Origin of the sequence: Anaerosacchariphilus polymeriproducens, assembly GCF_003363435.1 — a bacterium.
Taxonomy (GTDB): domain Bacteria; phylum Bacillota; class Clostridia; order Lachnospirales; family Lachnospiraceae; genus Anaerosacchariphilus; species Anaerosacchariphilus polymeriproducens.
The window spans coordinates 43,193-66,238 of the sequence record NZ_QRCT01000028.1; the positions used below are offsets into that span (position 1 = coordinate 43,193).

Below are 23,046 nucleotides of genomic sequence, written 5' to 3' on the forward strand. Positions count from 1 at the left end.
ATGCAAGAAAGAAAAATTACACCTAAGGATTTAGCCCTGTGTGCGCTTTTTATTGCCCTAATTGTAATTGGGACTTTTCTTAAAATCCCAGTACCTGTAGTGCCGTTTACACTTCAATTTCTGTTTACGATGATGGCAGGACTTTTATTGGGGGGGAGATTGGGAGCATTCAGTGTATTTGGTTATATTGTACTAGGATTGATCGGTATGCCGGTATTTACGGAGGGAGGTGGAATTTGGTATATTTTCAAACCAAGTTTCGGCTATATTATCGGATTTTGCATTGCAGCCTATGTTACAGGAATGGTTGCCAATAAAGTGATGAATCCATCTATGAAACGTATCCTTTCTGCTAATTTTATTGGATTGGGGATTGTTTACGCTTGTGGATTGAGTTATTGTTATGTAATCAGTAATTTTGTGATTCACTCACCGATAGGATTATCGAAATTATTCTTATATTGTTTTTGGTTAGTGATTCCAGGAGATATTTTTTTATGTATATTAAGTGCTTTACTGGCATATAAGTTGATTCCTTTATTGAATAAAATGAAACATAATGAAAGATATCAGTCCTTCATATAATTATTGCTAAGTAGTAGTACATAGTAATACTATAACAATAATTAATATTAGCTATTGACATAAATCGGTTTTTTATATATATTTTTATTGTTGTGTTTCGATACTAAAATTTGAAATACAACGAATAAAAATGATGTGAACCGAGAAAGATAAAGATGAATTTAGGTTACAGAAAGAGGAGAATATGAAAAAACTAAAATTATTGTTATTGTTGACAGCTATGGGTGCTGCTCTGGCAAGCGGATGCTCAGCCAAAAAAAGTGTGAAAAACTCTGAGGAATTGTTGACAAAAATGCAAGAAACATCTAAAAATTATAAGTCAGCAGAGATGGACATTAAAATGTCTATTTCCAGTGAAGGAGGAGAAAAAGCTGCGGGCGCAACAGAATTCTCTATAGATATCGATGGAACTTCTTCTGTTATTTTAAAACCTCAGACAGTGAAAATGGAAGGAACCATGAAGATGAAAGCTGCCGGACAGGAGCATGAAACACCACTGAAGGTATATACCGAGAAAGAAGACAATGGGAAATATACGACTTATACCTATGATAAGAATGCAGGATGGTATAAGATGACTACTGATATGGCGGAATATGATTATAGTTCAATGATTGATTATAAAGCATTGAAAGATTTAAGTTCAGATTTTAAAATATCAAAAGATTCAGTAAAAAAAGATAATACGGAATGTTATGAATTAACAGGCAAGTTAACAGGTGATACATTGAAATCACTTTATTCTAATTATAAGAGTTTGGGAATTACAGATAATAATCTAGAAGATTACTCTATTGATTTAACTATTCTGATAGACAAAGATAATTTCAAAACTAAGTCTATGAATTTAAAATTGGGTACAACAGAGAAATCTGAAATAAAGTTATCATGTAATGTGGATATAAATTTCAAAAGCTACGATAGTGTGAAAAGTATCGAAGTTCCAGAAGAAGCTAAAAAAGCTCAAGACATGTCATCATTAATTAAATAGAAAAAAATCAGGGTATCTGTTAGTTAACAAAATACCCTGATTTTTTTTGTGGGAATTTATTCACATGGTAGAACTAGCTGTTTAGCATTTTGGTATTCATTGATCCATGTTGCACTTAACCCGCCTTCTTTGACAAGAGCAACACCATTTGTTAATACCCCAATTCTGTTACCGGATAATGCAAGCTGATTGACATCATGGTATTCATCGGTCCATGTTGCGCTTAACCCGCCTTCTTTAACAAGAGCAACACTATTTGTTAATACTCCAATTCTGTTGCCGGATAAGACAAGTTGATTGACATCATGGTATTCGTCTATCCAAGTTGCACTTAACCCGCCTTCTTTGACAAAAGCGATACCAGAGCTTGTAAGTACCCCAATTCTATTACTTGATAAGGAAAGTTGAGAGACACCATGGTATTCATCGGTCCATTCTGCACTCAATCCACCTTCTTTGACAAGAGCGATACCAGAGTCAGTGACAACTCCAATCCTATTTAAGGATAAATCAAGTTGTTTTACATTGTGATATTCATCTACCCAAGATGCATTTAAATCACCTTCCTTAACAAGAGCAACCCCTTCGTTAGTTAGTACTCCAATTCTGTTACCAGACAAGACAAGTTGTTTTACATTATGATACTCAGTTACCCATGTTGCACTCAACCCGCCTTCTTTGACAAGAGCGATACCAGAGTTTGTAAGAACTCCAATTCTGTTACCGGATAAGACAAGTTGTTTCACGTTATGGTACTCATCCGTCCAATTTGCGCTTAACCCGCCCTCTTTAACAAGAGCAATACCATTGCTAGTCAGTACACCGATTCTTTTATCAGTTGCAGCAAAAACAGATATCAATGACATACTGAATAGGGCAATCATAGTTGCAAGACTAATTAAAATTTTTTGTCCATTCTGTTTCATAACGAAACCTCCTTAATATTTTTTTGTGTATGGAATCTGAAAATTATAATAATGAAAAAGGATGGAATAATTTGTCAAATAGTGTAAACTTAAAAAAATTTAATAATAAAAAAGGGACATTTACGAATCAATGTATGGGATAAACTTGCCCCTTATCTTATGACAAGTTATAATAGAATATAGAATAACAAAAGGAGAAAAGATATGTCATTACAATTAATTTTAGGAAATTCAGGAGCAGGTAAATCTCATCTTTTATTTCAGGAAATAATAGAAAAAGCGATAGACAATCCTGATATTAATTATATCGTAATTGTACCTGAACAGTTTACAATGGCAACGCAGAAGGAATTGGTTTCTCTGCATCCAAATCATTCAATTATTAATATCGATGTTCTTAGTTTCCAACGCTTGGCATATCGGATTTTTGAAGAGGTCGGAAGGAAAGAAGGAATTGTTTTAGAGGATACAGGAAAAAATTTGGTACTTCGTAAAATTGCCTTTCATAAGCAAGAGCAGCTTCAAATTTTGAAAGGTAATATAAATAAACTTGGATATATTAGTGAAGTAAAATCTATGATTTCTGAATTGTCTCAATATGACATATCTCCGGGGAAATTAGAAGAATTGATAAAGGTGGAGAAAGTGAATTTACCTTTCTCTTTAAAGAGCAAACTTAATGATGTTTTAACTTTGTATGAAGGCTTTCAAGAATTTATCGAGGGTAAATATATTACAGCAGAAGAAATTTTAGAGGTATTAAGTCAGGTGATTGGAGAGTCGGACATTGTTAAGAATTCAGTAATTGCGTTAGATGGATTTACCGGTTTTACTCCGATTCAAAACAAACTTATTGAAAGGTTTCTTTCGTTAGCTAAGATGCTGTTGGTCACGATTACTATAGATGCCAGAGAGAATCCTTATTTTCAGGATGAAGATTTTAGGTTGTTTCATCTTAGTAAACGAACTATCTTTGAATTAAAAGAAATGGCGAAGTCAACTGGTGTAGAACAAAAGAAAGATATTATACTTGGAAAAGATACGATACATCGCTTTATAAAAGCACCTGCATTGGCATGGCTGGAACAAAATTTATTTCGATATGAAAAAAATACATATTTAAATGAACAAGATGAAATCAGTATCCATATTACACAGAATCCACAAGAAGAAGTTCGTTTTATTGGGAAAGAGATTAAGCGTTTGGTCCGAGAAGAGGGATATCGTTATAAAGATATTGCAGTTGTTACAGGAGATATTGGACTGTTCAGTAATTATGTAGAAACCATTTTTCAACAATACGAGATTCCTTGTTTCTTAGACTATAAAAAGAGTGTACTTTTTAATCCATTTATTGAATATATTCGTTCGGCGCTTCAAGTGTTGGAACAAAATTTTTCATATGAAAGTATCTTCCGTTATTTGAAGAGCGACTTGGCAGAAGTGAAAATGGAAGAAATTGATAGGTTGGAAAATTATATTTTGGCAACCGGAATAAGAGGGCAGAAAGCATGGAATCGTAAGTGGGTCCGGCTTATTAGGGGATATACAGAAACTGAACTAGCGAAACTGAATCAAATTAGAGAGATAATAAATAATCAATTTCAAGTATTAGTCGAAACATTTCAGAAAAAAAGTGTCACTGTTCAAGAGCAGACGGTTGCATTATATCATTTTATTCTTGAAAGAGAAATACAAAAGCAGTTAAAGGAAAAGGAAGAATTCTTCAAAATTCAAGGTGACAATGCAAGGGCGAAAGAATATGGACAGATTTACAAGGCTGTTATGGAACTTTTAGAAAAACTAGTGGAGCTTTTAGGAGAGGAGCAGGTATCACTAAAAGAATTTCAGGAAATATTAGATGCAGGTTTTGCAGAGGTTAAAATTGGAATTATTCCGCCGGGTTATGACAGGGTTATGATTGGGGATATCGAGAGGACGAGACTGAATCATATTCGGGTATTGTTTTTTATAGGTGTCAATGATGGGATTATTCCGGGCTCTAATCAGGGAGGAGGGATCATCTCTCAACTTGAGCGGGAGCATCTGGCTCAGAATAAGGTACGCTTGGCACCAACAGCCAGAGAAAGGGTCTATACCCAAAGGTTTTATCTTTATATGAATATGACAAAACCGGAAGAAAAATTATATCTGACTTGCAGTAAATTAAATGGAGAAGGCAAAAGTGTACGAAAGTCTTATTTAATTGGAACTTTATTAAAAATGTTCCCTAATATGATGGTTCAGGAAGAAGAAAAAAAGAAATCTGTTTTAGAAGAAATTGTAACACCCAGAAGTAGTATTGATTTCTTGATACAATCTCTTCGGGAATTTAAGGAATACAAAACAGGGGAAGAGAGTTTGACTCTATTTGCATGGTATCAACAGCAGCCGGAATGGAAAGATAAGATGCAGCAGCTCTTAGAAGCAGTTTTTTATCAAAGAAAAGAAGATAAAATTAGTCAATCTGTAGCTGCTGAATTATATGGAAGAGTACTGGAAAGCAGCGTAACAAGGCTAGAACAATATGCATCTTGTGCATTCTCACATTTTTTGACATATGGATTACGGCTTAAAGAACGATTGGAGTATCAATTTGCAGCAGTAGATATGGGGAATATTTTCCATGAATCTTTAGAAATTTATTCGAAAAAAATAGTGAAAGGTCCCTATACCTGGTTTGATATTCCTAAAGAGGAACAATTAAACTATATTAATGATAGTGTAGACGAAGCAGTATTGGCAAATGAATCCAATATTCTTTTTAGTAACGCCCGAAATGAGTATACGATTACAAGAATCAAACGTATTTTGGAACGTAGCGTTTGGGCTTTGGGAGAGCAGATAAAGCATGGCAGTTTTCAACCCAGTAATTATGAAATTTCATTTTCAAGTGTTGAGAATCTAAAATCATTAAATATCTCATTGACAGAACAGGAAAAAATAAGATTAAGAGGGCGGATTGATCGGATGGATACTTATGAGGATGAGGATCATGTCTATGTAAAAGTTATTGATTACAAATCCGGAAACACAAAGTTTGATTTATTAGCTTTATATTATGGACTGCAGCTGCAATTAGTACTATATCTGAATGCTGCCGTTGAACTAAAACAGAAAGAAAATCCCCAAAAAGAAGTATTGCCTGCAGGAATTTTTTATTATAATTTAAAGGATCCAATTTTAGAGAAAGAAGGAGTGCAGGAGGAAGAAAAAATTAATCAAAGGATTTTAGAAGAACTATGTGTGAATGGATTGGTCAATGATGACTCTGAAGTGATTGAGCATCTGGATCATCATTTTTTTGATAAATCATCGGTTATTCCGGTAAAAAAGAATAAAGATGGTAGTTTGAGCAAAATGTCAAAGATAGCTTCCAGACAACAATTTCAAATATTATCGGATTATGTGGATAAAAAAATTAAAGAGCTGGGGCAAGAAATATTACAGGGTAATGCGGCTTGTAATCCTTATCAGATAAAACAAAAAGATAGTTGTACCTATTGCAATTATAGCGCAATTTGTGGACAAGACACAAAGATGGTGAATGAGCATTTAAGAAGACTGAAAGAGTTAACGGTGGAAGAAATCTGGAAGAAAATGAAGGAGGGGGTGTAATCATGGCAGTATCGTGGACAAAAGAACAAGAAAAAGTTATAAGCTTAAGAGACCGGAATATTTTAGTATCGGCGGCAGCAGGATCAGGAAAAACAGCTGTTTTAGTTGAACGGATTATTTCCATGATTACTAGTGCCGAAAATCCAATTGATATTGATCGGCTGTTGATTGTAACTTTTACAAATGCAGCAGCAGCGGAAATGAAAGAACGTATAGGAAAAGCGATAGAAAAGAAGCTTGAAGCGGAACCGGATAATGCCCATTGCCAAAGGCAGTTGACCTTAATTCATAATGCACAGATTACGACAATACATAGTTTCTGCTTATTTGTGATTCGAAACCATTTTCATAAAATAGATTTGTCTCCTGATTTTCGAATGGGAGATGAAGGTGAATTAAAACTTATTAAATCGGATGTTTTAGATTCATTACTAGAGGATTCCTATTTAGAGAAAAGGGAAGAGTTCTTAAATTTTATTGAAGCTTATGGCGGTGAAAAAAGCGATGCGGGAATTAAGGACTTGATTCTTCAGCTTTTTGAATTTTCTGTTAGTTATCCTTGGCCACTTGAATGGTTGGAAAGCTGTAAGAAAGAATATCAAACTGAGACCTTTGAACAAATGGAAGAAAGTCCATGGATGAATCACATGCTGGATCATGTAAGAAGAGAATGCGAATCAATGAAGCAATTATTGATGGAAGCATTGGACATTATTACAGATGATGATGGGCCATACATGTATAAAGAGGCTCTAAGTGGGGATTTGGAGCAATTAGAAAGTGTATTAGAAAGTAATACTTATGAGGAATATGATAGAAGGATTAAAAATATTAGTTTTCTACGATTATCTACCAAAAAAGATGATTCAGTCGATGAACTGAAAAAACAAATGGTAAAAGATTTAAGAGATCAATTCAAAAATCTGCTAAAAAATTTAAGAAGCCAATATTTTTTCCAGAGTCCAGAAGAAATTTTGAAAGATATGCAGGGAAGCAGAGCGGCTGTGGAGGAACTCGTATATCTTACTATTACATTTTCTAAAAGGTTTGCAGTTGTTAAAGAAGAAAAAAATTTATTGGATTTTAATGATTTAGAGCACTTTGCATTAAATATACTGATTGATAAAAATACAAAAAAACCTACAGAAATTGCAACAGAATTTTCAGAATATTTTCATGAAATCCTGATTGACGAATATCAGGATAGTAATTATGTTCAAGAATTGTTGTTGTCGACTATAACAAAGGAATCGTTAGGGAAAAAGAATTTATTTATGGTTGGGGATGTGAAACAGAGCATCTATCGTTTTCGTCTGGCAAGACCGGAGTTGTTTTTGAGTAAGTTCAATCGTTATTCATTCGAGGAAAGTTTAGAACAAAGAATTGATTTAGATAAAAATTTTCGAAGTCGTTCTCAAGTGTTAGAAGGCATTAATTTTATTTTTTATCAGATCATGTCAAAGGCGGTTGGTAATATAGACTATAATGAAAGAACAGCTTTGTATCCGGGTTCAGAATTCCCACCAAATAGCGAAAAAGAAGCAAATGATACGCAGGTTATTCTTGTAGGTTTATCCAAAGAAGACGAAAAAGAAATAAAAGAGGAAGGCATTACGTTAAAAGAAATAGAAGCAAGAGCAATTGCGGCTAAGATTAGGGAATTGGTCCATCCAATTACCGGAATGGATATATTGGAGGAATCGGGAAATTCGTTTAGAAAAGCCAGGTACCATGATATCGTCATTTTACTTAGGACGATTTCCGGCTGGGCAGATACGTTTGTAGAGGTTCTTGCAAGAGAGGGTATTCCAGCTCATACTACTTCTGGGACAGGTTACTTTTCTGCATTGGAAATACAGGTTATTTTAAATCTATTAAAAATAATTGATAATCCAAGACAGGAAATTCCTATGACTGCGGTATTATCTTCACCTATTGTTGGATTAAATGCCCAAGAATTAGCACAAATAAAAATTGCTTATAGAGAAGAACCTATATATGAAGCATTTTTTCGCATATGCGAAGAAGATGGTGAGTTGAAAGAAAGACTTTATCCTTTCTATGAAATGTTAAAGGAGTTCCGCACGATGCTTTCCTATACTCCAATTCATGATCTTTTGTGCTATATATTAGAAAAGACCGGTTATAAAGATTTCGTCAGTGCAATGCCGGGTGGTCAGCAAAGAAAAGCCAATGTTGAGATGCTGATTGAGAAAGCAATTGCTTTTGAAAATACCAGTTATAAAGGGTTATTTCATTTCGTACGTTATATAGAACAGCTTCAAAAGTATGATGTTGACTTTGGAGAAGCAAGCATTTTAGACGAAAATGAAGATACTGTACGAATCATGAGCATTCATAAAAGTAAAGGTTTGGAATTTCCTATTGTTTTTGCAGCTGGGATGGGAAAAAGATTTAATGAACAAGATGCAAAAAAGAAGGTGATTTTACATCCTGACTTGGGTATTGGAATCGATTATATTGATACCGTGCTTAGGATAAAAAGTCCAACACTTTTAAAGAAAGTGCTGGCACGTCAGACCGTATTGGAGAATTTGGGAGAGGAATTGAGGATTCTTTATGTAGCATTAACCAGAGCAAAAGAGAAACTGATACTTACCGGAGGCGTTTCAGATTATGAGAATTTAATCAGAACAGCTTATTTCCATACGAAACAAAAAGAGATTTCGTTATCATTCTCTGTCATTTCAAAGGCAAAATGTTATTTTGATTGGATTGTTCCGGCGTTAATCCGTCACAGGGGATTCAAACAAATTTTAAGTGATTTGGAATATGAAATTCCAGTGGAACATCCATTGTTTCATTATCCCTGTGAATTTCAAGTTAAAATAGTAAATTTAGAGGAAGTTTTCCGTGAAGAGATCTCACTTCAATTGGAAACAAAGGCATCAAAAGAAATGTTTTTGGAAAAAATACAATTTCCTGACACAAATATATTAGAACAGGTAAAAAGCAGACTGCATTATTGTTATCCTTATGATAAAGAAACGGAAATTCAGTCTAAAATATCGGTTTCAGAATTAAAGAAAAGATATCAGGAAGATGAAGTAATGGATCAGGTACAAAAGTTAGAAACTTTATTGTTAGACGAACAGTGGGAAGAAGAATTTGTTGTAGGTTCTGAATTAGAACCGATTATTCCAAAGTTTATGAAGAGAGAAGAAACAATATCAGGAGCTGCAAGAGGTACCGCTTATCATAAAGTAATGGAAAGCCTAAATTTCTCTGATATATCTGATCTTAATAGTATAAAAAAACAAATGGAACAATTACTATCATTAGGCAAAATTGATCAAGAAACTATCGGGATGGTTAATCCATTTCGTGTATATGAATTTTTTCAATCTAATTTAGGGAAACGAATGCAGTCTGCAGATAAACGGGGGAAGCTGAGAAAAGAACAGCCTTTTGTTATGGGATTGAAAGCTTGTGAAATTTATCCGGGAATCGATAGTGATGAGTTGATTTTAGTTCAGGGAATTATTGATGCATATTTTGAAGAAGACGGTAAACTAATATTGATGGATTATAAAACCGATTATGTAACAAAAAAAGAGGAATTGATTCAAAAATATAAAATACAAATTGACCTATATAAAAAGGCGTTGAATCGAGCAGATAAAAAACAAGTGGAGGAGAGTATTATTTATTCTTTCGCTCTACAGGAGGAAATATCTTTATGAGAATAATTTTAGCTTCAGCTTCACCGAGAAGAAAAGAACTTTTAGAACAAATAAATATGAAATTCGAGATTATGGTAAGCAATGTAGATGAAGTGATTACACAGTCAGAGCCTTCTAAAGCAGTACAGGAACTTGCATGCCAAAAAGCAGAAGACGTGGCAAAGTCATTAGAAGAAAAAGTGCTTGTAATTGGTGCTGATACCATTGTAGTTCATCAAGGTGTGATCATGGGAAAACCAAGAGATAAAGAAGATGCTTTTGAAATGTTGAATCAATTGCAGGGCAAGTCGCATACTGTTTATACAGGAGTTTCAGTTTGGGAGAACAAGAAGGGTTCCTGGGAACATTTTGAATTTTTTGAAGGGACGGAAGTTTCGTTTTATCCCATGAAAAACCAAGAAATCGAATATTATATACAAACAAACGAACCAATGGACAAGGCTGGGGCCTATGGAATTCAAGGTGCGGGAGCCGCATATATCAAAAAAATAGAAGGTGATTATAATGCGGTTGTCGGGCTTCCAATAGGAAGGTTATATCAGGAATTCATAAATAGGGGGATTGCTATTTTTGAAGATTCATAATATGATATGTAAGATAAGGGAGAAAAAGGACGAAAGATGTATAAAGCATATATTTTTGATTTGGATGGAACTTTAGCAGATACAATTAAATCAATTGCGTATACGGCCAATAGAACGTTAGAATATTTCGGTTATCAACCACATAAGGAATCGGACTATAATTACTTTGTCGGAGATGGTGCACCAGTCTTGATAGAACGCGCCTTAAAGGCGGCAGGCGATACGGATTGTAAAGATTATGAAAAAGTACTGAAAAAATTCAGAGAATTTTTCCGTAAAGATTCGTTATACCAAGTGAAGGCGTATTCGGGAATTCCTGAGGCTTTAGAGGTAATTAAAAATCGGGGTTATAAAATTGCAGTATTATCTAATAAACCGCATGATAATACAATAGATGTAGTTAAATTTCTATTTGGGAATGATTACTTCGATTATGTAAAAGGACATACACAAGATGTTCCGAAAAAACCAAATCCTCAAGGAGCACTGCTTATTGCCGAGGAGCTTGGAATCAAACCAGAAGAATGTATCTATGTAGGAGATACGAATACAGATATGCAGACGGGAAATAGTGCTCAAATGTATACAGTTGGAGTATTATGGGGATTCCGTGACAGGAAGGAATTGGAAGATAATTTTGCGAAGTGTATCATTACTGAACCAGAGGAACTATTAACATTACAGATATTAGATAAAAATGAGTCAGAGGGAGAGAAATGATAAAATTAATTGCAAGTGACATAGATGGAACGTTGTTGGAGAAATCAGGAGATTCAATTAGTGAGAGCATGATAGAAATTGTTAAAGTACTAATTGATAAAGGAATCATATTTGTAGCTGCCAGTGGAAGGCAGTATGATAATCTAAGGCGCTTATTTTCTCCAATAAAGGATCAAATCGGATATATAGCAGAGAATGGTTCGCAGATTTATTATAAAGAACATTCCATTATGCAGGAGCCTATAGCTCCGGAGGTAGTGAGAGGGATTTTAGAGGATGTATATGAGAAAGATGAATGCGAAGTAGTGATGACAGGAAAAAAAGGGACTTATATACAGCCTAAGGGAGAATTTTTCAGACACTATATGGAAGAAGTACTGAAATACGATCTTCAGATAGTGGATGATATTTTAGCTGTTGAAGATGAAATTCTTAAAATATCGATTCAAGATAAAAATGGAATTGATGAAGCCGCTGTATATTTTAAAGAAAAATGGGGAAAAACATTGTCAGTTGTTACTTCGGGTATTATTTGGATGGATTTGCTCGCTTTTGGGGTTAATAAAGGGAGTGCAATGAGGGCTTTGCAAGAAAAACTTGATATTAAATCAGAAGAATGTATTGCATTTGGTGATAATTATAATGATGTTGAAATGTTTGAATCAGTTGGGACTAGTTATGCAATGAGTAATGCTGAAGAAGATATACGTAATATGTGTAACAAGACAACCAATAGTGTAGAGAATACATTATTAAGTATTTTAGAGGATTTATAATAGCAGGAGGGTATTTATATGTATGAGTATGATAATGAGTGTTTAGAAACTTTTTTAAGATTACAATCAAAGTTATTTGATGAAAATGTTGCGAATACATTAGAAGAGGCAGAAGCGTTTTTAGAAGACTGTCTGGCTGTTGTATGTGATTCTATTCAGGATGTAAAAGCATATTTTGAAGATAGTGGAATGGATGTAGAAGGAATGTCTTTAGAAGAATTGGAAGAGGCAGCAGAAGTATTTCCATTGCCAGGAGGAAGATATTTGGTTGTAGAAGCGTAGAGAAAGGAGCTGCAAAATATATGAAGAGAAAAAACTATGATGTTATTATTATTGGTGCAGGCCCATCAGGTATATTTTGTGCATATGAACTAATCAGAAAAAAATCGGATATTAAAATTCTAATGTTGGAAAAGGGCAGAAGAATTGAAGAACGTCAATGTCCGAAAAGAATTACACAAAAGTGTGTTGGATGTCAGCCATGTTCGATTACTACCGGATTTGCAGGAGCAGGGGCGTTTTCAGATGGAAAATTGTCACTGTCACCGGATGTGGGAGGGAACTTACCTGATATTTTGGGATATGAAGAGTCATTAGAGCTGATTAATGTATCGGACCAAATATATTTGGATTTTGGTGCAGACGAAAAAGTATATGGTGTTGATAAACAGGATGAAATTCGTGAGATAAGACGAAAAGCAATTAATGCAAATCTGAAATTAATCGAGTGTCCTATACGCCATCTTGGAACCGAAGAAGGCTATAAGATATATAGCAAACTTCAACAACATTTGTTAGATAAAGGTGTTGAGATTCAATTTAGGACTATGGTAAAGGAACTGTTATCTGAAGAGAATACAGTCAAAGGTGTTGTGACAGATAGTGACGAGACTTATTATGCAGACGAAATAGTAGCTGCAGTCGGTCGTGAAGGGGCGGATTGGTTCAGTCATATTTGTCAGGATAATAAAATTGAAACAAAAGTCGGAACGGTGGATATTGGAGTCCGTGTAGAAGTCAGAGATGAGATAATGGATTTTTTGAATAAAAATCTATATGAAGCCAAATTAGTATATCATACACCAACATTTGATGACAAAGTAAGGACTTTCTGCACCAATCCTTCCGGTGAAGTTGCAACAGAATATTATGAAAATGGTCTGGCGGTCGTAAATGGTCATGCATATAAGGCAGATGAATATAAAACAAATAACACGAACTTTGCATTATTAGTTTCAAAAAACTTCACCAAACCATTTCGAACACCAATTGAATATGGGAAACAAATTGCACAGTTAAGCAATATGTTATGTGACGGTAGGATTTTAGTTCAAACCTTTGGTGATTTCCGTAGGGGAAGAAGAACAACGGAAGAAAGGTTATGTAGAAATAATTTGATCCCAACTTTAAAAGATGCGGTTCCTGGAGATCTTTCGCTGGTATTTCCTCATAGAATTATGGTGGATATTGAAGAGATGATTATGGCTCTTGATAAAGTAACGCCCGGAATTGCAAGTGATGAAACACTTTTATATGGAGTAGAGGTGAAATTTTACTCTAATAAAGTTGTAATCAATAAAGATTTTGAAACAAGTATGAAAGGATTAAGAGCAATTGGGGATGGCGCATCTGTTACAAGAGGTCTACAACAAGCTTCGGCTAATGGAATAAGTGTAGCAAGAAGTATTTTGGGAGAGTAAAAAGGAGTTAACAAATGAGAAAAACAGGTAAGTATTTTTTGCGATTACTTATTCTGGTTATGTTAATTATTATAGTAAGTTTAATTGGCTGCAGTATAGGGAAAACAAAATTTGTATTTACAACTGGATTGGGAAAAGATGATGTTTTTAAAATCGGTAATAAAGTATGTACTTACTCGGAAGCAATGGTTTTATTAACAAATGCCAAGAATCATTATGATTCCATGTTTGAAACTGATTTATGGCATGAAGAGTTTAAAGGCCGTACATTAGAAGATTATGTAAAGGAAGAAACGATTAACAAATTATCTCGGATTAAATGTATGGACTTGCTGGCGGAAAAAAAGAAAATAAGTTTGGACCAGACAGAGCTTAAAAGAGCAGAAAAAGCAGCGGAATTTTATTATAAATCTTTACAGAAAGAAGAAATTGCTTACATGAATGTTAATGAGAAGACATTGGTCGATTTATATAAGCAATATGCATTAGCAGTAAAAGCGTATAATAAAATAACAGAAGACGTTCAACAAGAGGTCAGTGATGATGAAGCTCGTATTGTTACGGTTCAGCAGGTTTTTGTAAAAGCTACGGATAAGAATAAAGAAACAGCCAGATCGGAAGCAGAGAATATTTTAGAAAGAGCTAAAAGTGGAGAAGATTTCAATGTGCTGATGGATTTGAATCCAAAGGGGATACAGGGGAACCTTACTTTTGGCAGAGGTGACATGCCTGATACATATGTAAAAGAAGCTTTTGAATTGGAAGATGGACAGATTAGTGATGTAATCGAAACAGAAGATGGTTATTTTGTGATCAAATGCGTTTGTCATTTAGAGAGGACTCTTACAGATGCCAATAAGGCAAAGATTTCTAAGGAACGGAAAGAAACAGCTTTCCATGAAGAATATGATAATTTCATCAAAGAACTGTCTACAGAATTTAACAATAAATTATGGGATAAGGTGACATTAGTGAAAGATGCTAAAATTGTAACTACAAGTTTTTTTGATGTATATAATGAGTATTATAATAATAACTGAGGAGGATTAAAATGTTGAATGATTCAAGAAACCAAAGAAGAAAAAATAGAAACAAACAGTTAATAAAATCTATAGCTATGATATGTGTATTAGGAATTGTTATTATAGCAGGTCTGGTAGGAATTGGTTATGGACTTTATAAAGGCGTTAAAAAGAATGAATCTTATCAAACGCGAGAAAATGCTATGAAAGAAGATTCTAATAAAAAAGGTGCGAAAGAAAAAGAGATCACTCCTGAACAAAAGGAAGAACTAGAAAAACAGAAGCGTGAGGAGTTACTTGCTCAAGCGAATAAAACAGCAGCAGGTTACGATTATGATAAAGCGATTGAAATGATCAAAGGATATGCAGATTATAGTAAATATGCAGAATTAACTGCAGCAATATCAAGTTATGAAGAAACGAAGAAAACGATGGTGAAATATGATGCAGTAGATACCATAACACATATTTTCTTTCATTCTTTGATCGTAGATACGAAAAAAGCATTTGATGGTGATGATAAAGAAAAAGGTTATAATCAGGTCATGACTACAGTAGATGAATTTAATAAAATTTTGCAGCAAATGTATGATAAAGGATATGTTTTAGTAAGTATTCATGATATGGCTGTGAAAAAAGCGAATGGGGAAGGAAAAGAAGTATTTACTCCTGGTGAAATTTATCTGCCGGAAGGGAAAAAACCTTTTGTTTTGTCACAGGATGACGTATGTTATTATGAATATATGGAAGGAGATGGATTTGCCTCTAAAATTATTATTGATAAGAATGGCCGTCCAACCTGTGAATACATAAAAGATGATGGAACTGTAGTAACAGGTGATTATGATTTGGTACCGATAATTGAGAGTTTTATTGAGAAACACCCTGATTTTTCATATCGTGGTGCAAGAGGAATTCTTGCAGTAACAGGTTATAATGGTGTATTTGGTTATCGTACTGACCCGGATTATGCATCCAATCCTACGTATCAAAAAGACTGTGAAGATGCCAAAAAAGTAGCCCAAGGTTTGAAAGATGCCGGTTGGGAAATTGCTAGCCATAGCTATGGACATAGAAGTTATCAGGCGATAGATATGGATAAATTCAAAAAGGATGTTGATAAATGGGAAGATACGGTTCAACCTATAGTAGGAGACACAGATATTTTGATTTATCCTTTTGGAGCAGATGTCGGATCTTGGAAAGGTTATGAAGGAGAACGTTACGAATATTTGAAAAATGCCGGTTTTAATTACTTCTGTAACGTAGATTCTTCTAAATACTGGGTACAAATTAAAGATGATTATGTAAGACAAGGGCGTAGAAATATAGATGGTGTACGGATGTATTACGATATGATTGATGATTCTATTGATCAATTATCTGATATCATTGATGTGAAATCAGTCTTTGATCCAGCAAGACCAACACCTGTAGATAAAATGTAGATGCTTAATATAAGAATTCATATACAGTTAGAGATGAAAATTCTCTAACTGTTTTTTTGTGTAAATATTAAAGAAATAGATAAATATTTTCTTTAAAGAGTGGAATACTATGAAATGAAAGTGAGGGAATTATTATGAGTAAAACTAAGATAAGATTATATTTATTTACATTAGTTATTGCTGCGGTCATGATTGGAGCCGTCTATTATATGAATTATTTAAATAAAGATAAAAAAATAACAGAAGGAACTTTGGTAGAAAACTGTATGGAGGAGAAAAGTGGCTGGAGAAATATTATATATCAAGATCGAACGTAGAGTAAGAGTAGAATCTAAAGAAGTAAACCTAGGTGATATTGCATCATTAGAATGCAAAAATAAAAATATTTTAAATCGCTTAAAAACATTAAAAGTGCTGCAGCTGGATACGAATAAAACAAGACAAGAAGTAGTATCTATCATGAAAGTTATTTCTTTAATCCATAAAGTAGTTCCTGATCTTCAAGTAGAGAATCAGGGAGAGAAAGATTTTATTCTTTATTACGGAGAACAAAATCAAAAAAATGAGATTAAGAAGTGGTTAAAAACGATTTTTATTACTTTGATTGTTTTCTTTGGCGCTATGTTTACTATTATGACATTTCATAATGATGTTAATTTAACTGGTGTATTCAAAAACATTTATTTTTTGGTAATGAATAAAAAGCCAGATGGTTTTTCTGTTTTAGAAATTAGCTATTCGATTGGTTTAGCAGTTGGAATTATTGTATTTTTTAACCATTTGGGTGGTAAATTTCTGACAAGTGATCCGACTCCTATGCAAGTAGAAATGAAAACTTATGAAGAAGAAGTAGACAAAACAATTATAGAAGAAAAAAATAGAAAAGGAATTGATATCGATGTGGATTAAGCAGATATTTTTATGCTTTTTGGGATTGGCTTATGGTGGTGTTATTTCAGGAGCTGTATTTGCATTTGTTGTATCAATTGGTGTGATACAGCGTTTGGTCCAAAAAACAAAAACAGCTGGAAATGTTCTTCTTTATGAAGATGCCATTTTATTAGGAGGAGTTATCGGTACCATTATCTCTATATTCCAAGTTCCGTTACATCAATATTTATTTGGTGTAGGGTGGATATTACTATTGCTTTTCGGTTTATTTTCAGGAATTTATGTTGGGTGTTTAGCGATATCTCTTGTAGAGGTAATCAATACGATACCAATCATTACACGACGTATTAAAATGAAACATGGTATCAGATGGATGTTACTAGGTATTGCTTTAGGAAAAATGATAGGTTCTTTGATTTATTTTTATAAAGGATGGTAAAACAAAAAATTAAAAAGAAAGAAGGAATATCTATGGATGAAGCTACGAAAAATCAACAAAAAAAATACAACGAGTATGTCAAAGCGGTAACACCGACACATAGTTTATTTAGAAATATGTTACAAGCTTTTTTGGTAGGCGGACTAATTTGTGCAGCAGGTCAGGGGATTTTGAATTATTGTCAGAGCCTAGGACTTAATAAAGATATAGCAGGTGGTTGGACAAGTTTAATTCTGATTTTATGTAGTGTCTTACTTACAGGGTTTAATTTGTATCCGAGCATTGCCAAATTTGCAGGAGCTGGTGCTTTAGTTCCAATAACAGGTTTTGCCAACTCAATAGCAGCACCTGCGATTGAATTTAAAAAAGAAGGTCAGGTATTTGGTATTGGAAGTAAAATTTTTACGATTGCCGGACCGGTCATTCTATTTGGTATTTTTACTTCATGGATAGTGGGGCTTATTTATTTTTTATTAGGTATTGCAGGAGCCGTCAGTCTTTAAACTTGAATAAATCTAATGGTAAAATAGTAGAAAAGGAGATAAAAGTATGTCACAAACGAAAGGTCAAAGCAGTATTCAATTTGCAGAGGCTCCTTATATAATTGAATCATCATCGATTGTAGGGCAAAAGGAAGGAGAAGGGCCGCTTGGGAAATTGTTCGACTCTGTAGAGCAAGATCCTATGTTACAAAAGAAAACATGGGAAGAAGCTGAAAGTGAACTACAAAGAAAGGCAGTACAGAAAGCAATAGATAAATCAAATTTGACGCAGCAGGATCTAAGATATTTGTTTGCAGGAGACCTGTTGGGTCAGTCAATCGCATCATCGTTTGGTCTTATGCAATTTCAGATTCCTTTATTTGGTCTATATGGAGCGTGTTCGACGGCAGGAGAATCCCTATGTGTTGCAGCCATGACAGTAGCGGCAGGATATGCGGATAATGCAGTTGCAGTTACTTCCAGTCATTTTGCAAGTGCTGAAAAGCAATTCCGTTACCCGTTAGAATATGCAAATCAAAGACCGTTGTCAGCAAACTGGACAGTAACCGGAAGTGGTGCCTTTATTTTGGGAACGAAAAGGAGTAAAGCAAGAATTACAGGAATAACTCCCGGTAAAATCGTAGATTATGGTATAAAAGATTCTTTTAATATGGGCGCAGCAATGGCTCCGGCCGCTTGTGATACGATCTATCAGAATTTTATGGATTTTAATCGTTCAGACAAAGATTATGATAAAATAATTACAGGTGATTTAGGACTGATAGGAAGCAAGATATTAATTGATCTGTTGAAGGAAAAAGGCTTTGATATTAGTCAGATTCATATGGACTGCGGTGTGGAAATATATGATGGGGATAATCAAGATACTCATGCAGGTGGCAGTGGATGTGGCTGTTCGGCAGTTACATTATCAGCTTATATATTACCTAAAATTCATAAGGGTGAGTGGAAAAAAATTCTTTTCCTTCCTACCGGAGCTTTATTATCAACCGTTAGTTTCAACGAAGGGCAAAGTGTTCCGGGTATTGCACATGGAGTCGTAATTGAACATTGCTAAATATTTGGAAACAATTTTATAGTATTGGTTGATAGCCTACTTTTTGTATGGTAAAATAAGTAAGAACTATAAAATATCATAGCAGACAGGTTGAAAGGAATAAAAATGAAATTATTAATAAAAAATGGCAGAGTAATTGATCCGGCATCAGGAAAAGATGGTCAGTATGATGTTCTCGTTGTAGATGGAACTATAAAAAAGGTTGCAAAAACAATTGAGGAAGAGGCTGATAATGTTCTTGATGCTAAGGATTGTTTTGTCATGCCCGGACTTATTGATTTACATGTACATTTAAGAGAACCGGGATTCGAATATAAAGAAACGATTGAAACAGGATGTAGAGCAGCAGCAAGTGGTGGGTTCACTACAATTGTTGCTATGCCAAATACAAAACCTGTAGCAGATTCGAAAGAAATCATTCAATTGGTTCAGCAAAAAGCAGAATCCTGTTCAAAAGTCAATGTTTTACAGGCGGGAGCCATTACAAAGGGACAATTGGGACAAGAGTTGGCAGACATAGAAGGAATGGTATCAATAGGCTGCCCTGCAATCAGTGAAGATGGAAAAAGTGTAAGGAACGCCCATTTATATAAGCAGGCTATGGAAATTGCAGCAAAGAAAAACATTCCCGTTCTTGCTCATTGTGAAGATATAGATCTGGTGAACAGCGGCGTGGTAAATCAAGATGATAGAATGAAAGAACTGAATCTACCCGGGATTAGTAATTGTGTAGAAGATGTCATAATAGCCAGGGATATTTTATTAGCAAAAGAAACAGGCACAAAGCTGCATTTGTGTCACTGTTCTACAAAAGACAGCGTTCAATTGGTAAAAATGGCGAAAGAAGAAGGCCTGTCAGTTACTGCAGAAGTTTGTCCTCATCATTTTACATTAACTACAGATGATTTGGATCCTCAAAATTCCAATTTTAAAATGAACCCGCCTCTTCGTACCAAAGAGGATGTTGAGGCATTAAAGTTAGGATTGAAGAATAATATTATGGATGTGATTTCTACGGACCATGCACCTCATGGTGAAGAGGAAAAGAAAGCAGGTATGTTAAAAGCACCATTTGGAATAGTAGGGCTTGAGACAGCTGTACCATTAACGATAACAGAATTAGTGGAAACAGGCTATTTAACCCCTATGCAGATGGCAGAAAAATTGAGTTATAATCCTGCAAAAGTGTTAGGAATAGACAAAGGTACACTCTTAGAAGGGAAAACTGCTGATATTGTTATAATAAATCCAAACGAAGAATATTCCATTGATACAGCACAATTTGAATCCAAGGGAAAGAATACACCTTTCCATGGAAGAAGAGTAAAAGGAAAAGTATGTGCGACAATTGCAGATGGGACTATTATATACAAAAGATAGAGAAACAAGGAGAGGTCAGGACAATGATTAATAAATTGATTAATAAGATTAAAAAAACAAATGCACCAATTGTAGTAGGTTTAGATCCGATGTTAAGTTATGTACCGGAACATATTCAAAGAAAATCTTTTCAAGAGTATGGGGAAACATTGGAAGGCGCTGCAGATGCCATTTGGCAATTTAATAAAGAGATAATTGATAAAATATATGACTTGATTCCGGCGGTTAAACCTCAAATTGCAATGTATGAGCAATTTGGAATTGAGGGTCTGAAAGCTTATCAAAAGACTGTGAATTATTGTAAAGAGAAAGATTTAATTGTAATAGGTGATATCAAACGAGGTGATATAGGTTCGACTTCTGAAGCATATGCAATTGGACATTTAGGAAAAGTGCAGATTGGTTCGAAGAAAATTTCAGCTTTTAATGAAGATTTTGTAACAGTAAATCCTTATTTGGGAACAGATGGAATAAAACCGTTTGTAGATGTATGTAAAGAAGAGAAAAAAGGTCTATTTATTTTGGTTAAAACATCCAATCCATCCAGCGGAGAGTTTCAAGACAGATTAGTAGACGGACGACCTTTATATGAATATGTAGGTGAGAAAGTTGCCAAATGGGGAGAAGGGCATATGGGAGATTCTTACAGTTACATTGGAGCAGTCGTAGGGGCTACGTATCCTGAAATCGGAAAAGAATTAAGAAAAATTATGCCAAAAGCATTTATTCTTGTGCCGGGTTATGGTGCACAAGGAGGAAAAGGGGCTGATTTAGTTCATTATTTTGACGATAATGGATTGGGAGCAATCGTAAATTCCAGCAGGGGAATCATAGCAGCCTATAAACAGGAAACTTATAGTCATTTTGGTGCAGAAAATTTTGCTGACGCTTCTCGTCAGGCAGTTATTCATATGATAAAAGATATCAGTAATGCTTTGGATAGATGTTAATGGAATGAATTTTAAAATATTATTTCAGGAAATAGGAGAAAAGGTATGGAACAGAAGTTTAGAGAGAAGGCAGTTATTATTCGTCAGGAAGAAATTGCAACCGGTATATTTAGCATGTGGCTTAAAACAGAAAAGATTGCTAAGGCTGCAAGAGCAGGCCAATTTATTGCTGTATATTGTAATGATGGAAGCCGGTTATTACCCAGACCGATCAGTATTTGTGAAATAGATAAAGATGATGATGCAGTTCGCATTGTTTATCGTGTTGCCGGAAAGGGAACTGATGAAATTTCATTTATGAGAACAAGTATGCAGCTGGATGTAATGGGACCTTTAGGAAACGGATTTCCTATTAAAGAAAAAAAAGCATTACTGATTGGAGGAGGTATTGGGATTCCGCCGTTATTACAGCTGGCAAAAGATTTAAAATGTGAAACACAGATTGCAGCAGGTTATAAAGAACAACTTTTTTTAAATGAAGAATTTAAAAAGGTTGGTAATTTATACATAGCCACAGAAGATGGTGAGCATGGAACAGAAGGTAATGTAATGGATGCTGTTAAGAGAAATGATTTGGATGCTGAAATTATTTATGCATGTGGACCTACTCCTATGTTGAAAGCTGTGAAAGAATATGCGAAAGAAAAGAATATCGAAGCGTGGCTGTCTTTAGAAGAAAAAATGGCATGTGGAATCGGAGCTTGTTTATCATGTGTCTGCAAATCTAAACATAAAGATGCTCATACCAATGTAAATAATAAACGTGTTTGTAAAGAAGGACCTGTCTTCAGAGCGGAGGAGGTTGAGTTATCATGAATACAAAAGTCAATATTGCAGGCGTAATTTTGAATAATCCGGTAATGACAGCTTCCGGAACATTTGGATCGGGAGAAGAATACAGTCAATTTGTGAATTTAAGTCAATTGGGTGCAGTAGTAACGAAAGGTGTATCCATTGTTCCTTGGGAGGGGAATCCTACACCAAGAATAGCAGAAACTTATGGTGGCATGATTAATGCAATTGGATTGCAGAATCCCGGTATTGATTTATTTATTGAAAGAGATATACCATTTTTGACACAGTTTGATTCGAAAATTGTAGTAAATGTATGTGGAAAAACGATGGAAGATTATTGTGAAGTTGTAGAAAAACTTTCGGATATGCCGGTGGATTTATTAGAGATGAATGTATCTTGTCCCAATGTCAAAGAAGGAGGGATTGCATTTGGTCAAAATCCAAACGCATTAGAAAAAATAACGAAAGAAGTTAAAAAATTTGCACGTCAGCCAATCATTATGAAACTCAGTCCGAACGTAACTGATATTGCAGAGATGGCTAAAGCAGCTACAGCCGGAGGGGCAGATGCTTTATCACTTATTAATACTCTGACAGGGATGAAAATTGATATAAACCGCAAATCATTCGCAGTAGCGAATAAAACCGGAGGTCTTTCCGGTCCTGCAATTAAGCCGGTAGCAGTCAGAATGGTTTATGAAGCAGCAAATGCTGTAGACATTCCAATTATAGGAATGGGTGGAATCGTGAATGCAGAAGATGCATTGGAATTTATTATGGCTGGTGCTTCTGCCGTAGCTGTTGGGACAGGAAATTTCATAAATCCTTATGCAACATTGAATGTATTAAAAGGTATCGAAGAATATATGGAAAAGAATCATATTGAAGATATCAATGAAATAATTGGATGTGTCAGATAGTTATATGAATATGAAATAATATACAATAATAAAATTT

The 23,046-nt window shown here is 34.5% G+C and carries 21 protein-coding genes; 20 read left to right on the forward strand and 1 reads right to left on the reverse strand.

The genetic code is table 11. The features are described from left to right. Both DWV06_RS09930 and DWV06_RS09935 read left to right on the forward strand, forming a co-directional pair. Entirely contained in the window at positions 1 to 585 is a 585-nt protein-coding gene (locus tag DWV06_RS09930; RefSeq protein ID WP_115482033.1) for a biotin transporter BioY, read from the forward strand. 184 nt (positions 586 to 769) lie between these two features. Then, positions 770 to 1,576 carry a DUF6612 family protein gene (locus DWV06_RS09935; RefSeq protein WP_115482034.1) on the forward strand — a complete coding sequence of 269 codons (807 nt, stop codon included), beginning with the start codon at positions 770 to 772 and terminating at the stop codon, positions 1,574 to 1,576. 56 nt (positions 1,577 to 1,632) lie between these two features. Here DWV06_RS09935 and DWV06_RS09940 read toward each other — a convergent pair whose 3' ends face one another. After that, complete coding sequence (locus DWV06_RS09940; RefSeq protein WP_147289851.1) at positions 1,633 to 2,322, reverse strand: leucine-rich repeat domain-containing protein; 690 nt, start codon at positions 2,320 to 2,322, stop codon at positions 1,633 to 1,635. A gap of 384 nt (positions 2,323 to 2,706) precedes the next feature. Here DWV06_RS09940 and addB point away from each other — a divergent pair, with 384 nt between their 5' ends. From addB to DWV06_RS10030, 18 genes are all read left to right on the forward strand, one after another. After that, on the forward strand, positions 2,707 to 6,120 hold the full coding sequence (addB, locus tag DWV06_RS09945) for a helicase-exonuclease AddAB subunit AddB (RefSeq protein WP_115482036.1): 3,414 nt from the start codon (positions 2,707 to 2,709) through the stop codon (positions 6,118 to 6,120). A gap of 2 nt (positions 6,121 to 6,122) precedes the next feature. Then, positions 6,123 to 9,824: a helicase-exonuclease AddAB subunit AddA gene (gene addA, locus DWV06_RS09950; RefSeq protein ID WP_115482037.1), complete on the forward strand. Its 3,702-nt coding sequence runs from the start codon at positions 6,123 to 6,125 to the stop codon at positions 9,822 to 9,824. Then, positions 9,821 to 10,408, forward strand: coding sequence for a Maf family protein (locus DWV06_RS09955; RefSeq protein WP_115482038.1), 588 nt, complete (start codon positions 9,821 to 9,823; stop codon positions 10,406 to 10,408). Before addA ends, DWV06_RS09955 begins: the two co-directional genes overlap by 4 nt. Before the next feature lie 36 nt (positions 10,409 to 10,444). Continuing rightward, positions 10,445 to 11,128 (forward strand): HAD family hydrolase, encoded by a 684-nt coding sequence (locus tag DWV06_RS09960; RefSeq protein WP_115482039.1) that lies wholly within the window; start codon positions 10,445 to 10,447, stop codon positions 11,126 to 11,128. After that, on the forward strand, positions 11,125 to 11,904 hold the full coding sequence (locus tag DWV06_RS09965; protein ID WP_115482040.1) for an HAD family hydrolase: 780 nt from the start codon (positions 11,125 to 11,127) through the stop codon (positions 11,902 to 11,904). Before DWV06_RS09960 ends, DWV06_RS09965 begins: the two co-directional genes overlap by 4 nt. 18 nt (positions 11,905 to 11,922) lie before the next feature. Next, the gene (locus DWV06_RS09970) at positions 11,923 to 12,186 is read left to right on the forward strand and encodes a glyoxalase (RefSeq protein ID WP_115482041.1); all 264 of its coding nucleotides are present in this window, start codon (positions 11,923 to 11,925) and stop codon (positions 12,184 to 12,186) included. 20 nt (positions 12,187 to 12,206) lie between these two features. Continuing rightward, positions 12,207 to 13,604 carry an NAD(P)/FAD-dependent oxidoreductase gene (locus tag DWV06_RS09975; RefSeq protein WP_115482042.1) on the forward strand — a complete coding sequence of 466 codons (1,398 nt, stop codon included), beginning with the start codon at positions 12,207 to 12,209 and terminating at the stop codon, positions 13,602 to 13,604. Positions 13,605 to 13,618: 14 nt separating this feature from the next. Then, the gene (locus DWV06_RS09980) at positions 13,619 to 14,644 is read left to right on the forward strand and encodes a peptidylprolyl isomerase (protein ID WP_115482043.1); all 1,026 of its coding nucleotides are present in this window, start codon (positions 13,619 to 13,621) and stop codon (positions 14,642 to 14,644) included. Between the two features lie 11 nt (positions 14,645 to 14,655). Next, complete coding sequence (locus DWV06_RS09985; RefSeq protein WP_115482044.1) at positions 14,656 to 16,074, forward strand: polysaccharide deacetylase family protein; 1,419 nt, start codon at positions 14,656 to 14,658, stop codon at positions 16,072 to 16,074. Positions 16,075 to 16,208: 134 nt separating this feature from the next. After that, entirely contained in the window at positions 16,209 to 16,391 is a 183-nt protein-coding gene (locus DWV06_RS09990) for a hypothetical protein (protein WP_115482045.1), read from the forward strand. Next, a complete protein-coding gene (locus tag DWV06_RS09995) occupies positions 16,354 to 16,983 on the forward strand; it encodes a stage V sporulation protein AA (RefSeq protein WP_115482046.1) in 630 nt (209 codons plus the stop codon). Before DWV06_RS09990 ends, DWV06_RS09995 begins: the two co-directional genes overlap by 38 nt. Then, a complete protein-coding gene (locus tag DWV06_RS10000) occupies positions 16,973 to 17,404 on the forward strand; it encodes a stage V sporulation protein AB (RefSeq protein WP_115482047.1) in 432 nt (143 codons plus the stop codon). Before DWV06_RS09995 ends, DWV06_RS10000 begins: the two co-directional genes overlap by 11 nt. A 32-nt stretch (positions 17,405 to 17,436) precedes the next feature. Continuing rightward, positions 17,437 to 17,907: a SpoVA/SpoVAEb family sporulation membrane protein gene (locus tag DWV06_RS10005; protein WP_115482078.1), complete on the forward strand. Its 471-nt coding sequence runs from the start codon at positions 17,437 to 17,439 to the stop codon at positions 17,905 to 17,907. A gap of 46 nt (positions 17,908 to 17,953) precedes the next feature. Continuing rightward, positions 17,954 to 18,964, forward strand: coding sequence for a stage V sporulation protein AD (gene spoVAD, locus DWV06_RS10010; RefSeq protein ID WP_115482048.1), 1,011 nt, complete (start codon positions 17,954 to 17,956; stop codon positions 18,962 to 18,964). 105 nt (positions 18,965 to 19,069) lie between these two features. Then, complete coding sequence (locus DWV06_RS10015; RefSeq protein WP_115482049.1) at positions 19,070 to 20,344, forward strand: dihydroorotase; 1,275 nt, start codon at positions 19,070 to 19,072, stop codon at positions 20,342 to 20,344. A gap of 23 nt (positions 20,345 to 20,367) precedes the next feature. Then, positions 20,368 to 21,294, forward strand: a complete 927-nt coding sequence (gene pyrF, locus DWV06_RS10020) for an orotidine-5'-phosphate decarboxylase (protein ID WP_115482050.1) — start codon at positions 20,368 to 20,370, stop codon at positions 21,292 to 21,294. A gap of 45 nt (positions 21,295 to 21,339) precedes the next feature. After that, complete coding sequence (locus DWV06_RS10025) at positions 21,340 to 22,110, forward strand: dihydroorotate dehydrogenase electron transfer subunit (protein WP_115482051.1); 771 nt, start codon at positions 21,340 to 21,342, stop codon at positions 22,108 to 22,110. Continuing rightward, the gene (locus DWV06_RS10030; RefSeq protein ID WP_115482052.1) at positions 22,107 to 23,009 is read left to right on the forward strand and encodes a dihydroorotate dehydrogenase; all 903 of its coding nucleotides are present in this window, start codon (positions 22,107 to 22,109) and stop codon (positions 23,007 to 23,009) included. The genes DWV06_RS10025 and DWV06_RS10030 overlap by 4 nt, the downstream gene beginning before the upstream one ends. The last annotated feature ends 37 nt before the right edge of the window (positions 23,010 to 23,046 follow it).

Bases quoted from the DNA above. Each gene is read 5' to 3' on its own strand.
- DWV06_RS10030 (WP_115482052.1), top strand. From the start codon at position 22,107: ATGAATACAAAAGTCAATATTGCAGGCGTAATTTTGAATAATCCGGTA.
- DWV06_RS09975 (WP_115482042.1), top strand. From the start codon at position 12,207: ATGAAGAGAAAAAACTATGATGTTATTATTATTGGTGCAGGCCCATCA.
- spoVAD (WP_115482048.1), top strand. From the start codon at position 17,954: ATGTCACAAACGAAAGGTCAAAGCAGTATTCAATTTGCAGAGGCTCCT.
- DWV06_RS09930 (WP_115482033.1), top strand. From the start codon at position 1: ATGCAAGAAAGAAAAATTACACCTAAGGATTTAGCCCTGTGTGCGCTT.
- DWV06_RS09985 (WP_115482044.1), top strand. From the start codon at position 14,656: ATGTTGAATGATTCAAGAAACCAAAGAAGAAAAAATAGAAACAAACAG.
- addA (WP_115482037.1), top strand. From the start codon at position 6,123: ATGGCAGTATCGTGGACAAAAGAACAAGAAAAAGTTATAAGCTTAAGA.
- DWV06_RS09935 (WP_115482034.1), top strand. From the start codon at position 770: ATGAAAAAACTAAAATTATTGTTATTGTTGACAGCTATGGGTGCTGCT.
- DWV06_RS10005 (WP_115482078.1), top strand. From the start codon at position 17,437: ATGGATGAAGCTACGAAAAATCAACAAAAAAAATACAACGAGTATGTC.
- addB (WP_115482036.1), top strand. From the start codon at position 2,707: ATGTCATTACAATTAATTTTAGGAAATTCAGGAGCAGGTAAATCTCAT.
- DWV06_RS09965 (WP_115482040.1), top strand. From the start codon at position 11,125: ATGATAAAATTAATTGCAAGTGACATAGATGGAACGTTGTTGGAGAAA.
- DWV06_RS09980 (WP_115482043.1), top strand. From the start codon at position 13,619: ATGAGAAAAACAGGTAAGTATTTTTTGCGATTACTTATTCTGGTTATG.
- DWV06_RS09955 (WP_115482038.1), top strand. From the start codon at position 9,821: ATGAGAATAATTTTAGCTTCAGCTTCACCGAGAAGAAAAGAACTTTTA.
- DWV06_RS09970 (WP_115482041.1), top strand. From the start codon at position 11,923: ATGTATGAGTATGATAATGAGTGTTTAGAAACTTTTTTAAGATTACAA.
- DWV06_RS09990 (WP_115482045.1), top strand. From the start codon at position 16,209: ATGAGTAAAACTAAGATAAGATTATATTTATTTACATTAGTTATTGCT.
- DWV06_RS10015 (WP_115482049.1), top strand. From the start codon at position 19,070: ATGAAATTATTAATAAAAAATGGCAGAGTAATTGATCCGGCATCAGGA.
- DWV06_RS10025 (WP_115482051.1), top strand. From the start codon at position 21,340: ATGGAACAGAAGTTTAGAGAGAAGGCAGTTATTATTCGTCAGGAAGAA.
- DWV06_RS10000 (WP_115482047.1), top strand. From the start codon at position 16,973: ATGTGGATTAAGCAGATATTTTTATGCTTTTTGGGATTGGCTTATGGT.
- DWV06_RS09960 (WP_115482039.1), top strand. From the start codon at position 10,445: ATGTATAAAGCATATATTTTTGATTTGGATGGAACTTTAGCAGATACA.
- pyrF (WP_115482050.1), top strand. From the start codon at position 20,368: ATGATTAATAAATTGATTAATAAGATTAAAAAAACAAATGCACCAATT.